The 2,291-nt window shown below is 33.0% G+C and carries 2 protein-coding genes and 1 pseudogene; all 3 read left to right on the top strand.

Annotated elements, in window-relative coordinates:
• A pseudogene (locus tag ACFIMW_RS09110) lies at window positions 1–214 on the top strand (hypothetical protein); the annotation flags it as partial.
• Window positions 215–508: 294 nt separating this feature from the next.
• Window positions 509–820, top strand: a complete 312-nt coding sequence (locus tag ACFIMW_RS09105; RefSeq protein ID WP_375608873.1) for a hypothetical protein — start codon at window positions 509–511, stop codon at window positions 818–820.
• Window positions 821–964: 144 nt separating this feature from the next.
• Window positions 965–1,759, top strand: a complete 795-nt coding sequence (locus ACFIMW_RS09100; RefSeq protein ID WP_375608874.1) for a Rha family transcriptional regulator — start codon at window positions 965–967, stop codon at window positions 1,757–1,759.
• Window positions 1,760–2,291: the final 532 nt, after the last annotated feature.

The following is a 2,291-nucleotide window of genomic DNA, read 5'->3' as shown; positions in this document are numbered from 1 at the left end:
TGGGGGTGATTTGCCAAGAAGTGTATTGAGTTGTGAACCTTTGATAGATGAGGTAAATGCGAAAATCAAAAAACGTATAGAGAAGGATTGTTTGATTTGTGAGATTACGAATGATGGGGAATGGGGTTATCCCTTGTCTTGTGAAGAGATGGATCGCGAGTTAGAAAAAGCGCTTGATATACAATTACGTAATTGTCAAAATGAAAAAAAGTGAAAAAAATAAAAAATACGTATTGACTTTAAAGAAAAGGTCGTTTAGGAAGATTGGCAAGTGCTTAAAAACCACTAATAACTAGCAGGTAAACCACGATAAGGTTTCTCCCATTTCTTAAAATACTGGCTGTCTTTTATGCTTTGAATAGCGTATGATGATTTATGTCGGGTGTGCTTATACCATACAATACCCTTCGCGAGGGAAAAGTATAAGCAACGGACTAGTTACCGTGTTTTTAGCACCCGGCGTCCTTATGGGCTGTCAATTAAAAACTCTAAATAACTAGGTGTTAAAATGGAAAAAAACGAAATCAACATCACTACAGATTTCTTATGTGATTTGTGGATGGTAGTGTGTAAAGAAGCTAATAGTGAAAATATTGATATTGATACTGAAGATAACTATCACATTTCTTTAGTGGAACTTATGGCTGCTCTTGAGAAAGTCTTGTTTTTTAAATTACAAAACGAAATTCCAAATTTTACAAAAATCTTAGCAATTATGACAGAGTTCGGTCAATCTGAACCAATTGAATCAATAGTTTCATTGCTAAAAATTTATAATCCTATTTTTGATAATGTGCATAGCCTAAATGAGGCTGCTTAAATAACGCTTAGGCGCGGCGGGGCGCCTGCTTTTTAAAGTTTATTAAATTTTTAGGCAAAAAAGATGTCACAATACTTAATCGATGTAAATCAAACAAATTTAACAAACGTAAATCAAATCAAAATAGATGATAGCATTCAAACGATGTCTAGTCGTGAAATTGCAGAGTTATGCGGTAAGCAACATGCGCATATTATGCGTGATATTCGGCAAATGTTAGGAGAATTATATCCTGAAGGGGGTCAATCCAAATTTGGATCCACCTATTTAGATAAACAGGGTAAGCCCCAAAACTGTTACAACCTTCCAAAGCGTGAATGCTTAATCCTCGTTTCAGGTTACAGCACTACCTTGCGTGCAAAAATAATTGACCGGTGGCAGGAATTAGAAAAGAAAACAGATTTAGCAAGTGCTTTAGAAAACCCTCTCTTTGTTAAGAAACTGCTTTTAGAAAGTGTTACACAAATAGAAAACTTAAGAAACGAAGTGAATACACTCAAACCAAAAGCAATAGCTCTTGATGGTTTAAAACGTTCCGATGGCTTGTTTGGTATCATAGATGCTGCAAAAATATTGGAAGTAAGGCCTAAGGATTTATCAGATTACTTACGAAGATATGGTTGGGTTTACAAAAGACTACCAAGCGGCCCATTATTACCATATCAAGATAAAATCCAAAAAGGATTAATGGATTGCACAGCCATTACTATTCAAAAAAATGATGGTACAGAAAAAACCGTACCATCAACTAAAATCACTTCCAAAGTGATTAGCTTGCTTAAGAGAGCAAATCTATGGAAATATGCAATAATTAACAAAAAAGCCGTATCCTTTAAAGACGCGGCTTTTGTTTTCAAAACCTATAAACAGATAAGAAACTCACAAATCACATATTTTGTGTATAAAAGCAAGTATATTTTTCTCAAATTGCATCTTTAAATGTATCATGCTACCATTAATTCGCAACGTCATAATGGCGTTGTATTTTAACCGTTCTTTAGGTTAAAACAATATTCCTCTTTAAAGATATCACAAAAGCCGTGCCTTAAATGACACGGTTTTTTGTGTATTAACGCTTGTAACTTTATACATAATGTACTATATTTTATATACAACTTGAGAAATTGAGAAAGCCTTGTTATGTATTTACGTAACGAGGCTTTCTTTTATACTAGAGGCTAGTTTTTTCTATTCAATTTAAATGCATTAAAGCCGTGCTAATTTCTTGACACGGCTTCTGTTTTGCAATGCATGAGTGTTATCTTGTTATTCGAAAGTATACGAACATCTCTTTATTGCACAAAACGTATCAAAACGCAATAAAAAAACAGCTTTTAAAGCTTAATCTTTTACATAAGAATATTGTTATTATTTATTGAAAATATTGTAAAAATACATAAAATATGTTATGATCTTTACATCATTTAATGGAACTTACAAACATGCTTAATAAAGTGATTTTAATTGGCTA

This window comes from Bartonella sp. AC329YNZD (genome assembly GCF_042196685.1).
Lineage (GTDB): Bacteria > Pseudomonadota > Alphaproteobacteria > Rhizobiales > Rhizobiaceae > Bartonella.
The sequence above is the reverse complement of the archived record's forward strand: the minus strand, read 5'-3'. Positions and strand labels throughout refer to the sequence as shown.

Bases quoted from the DNA above. Each gene is read 5' to 3' on its own strand.
- ACFIMW_RS09105 (WP_375608873.1), top strand. From the start codon at position 509: ATGGAAAAAAACGAAATCAACATCACTACAGATTTCTTATGTGATTTG.
- ACFIMW_RS09100 (WP_375608874.1), top strand. From the start codon at position 965: ATGTCTAGTCGTGAAATTGCAGAGTTATGCGGTAAGCAACATGCGCAT.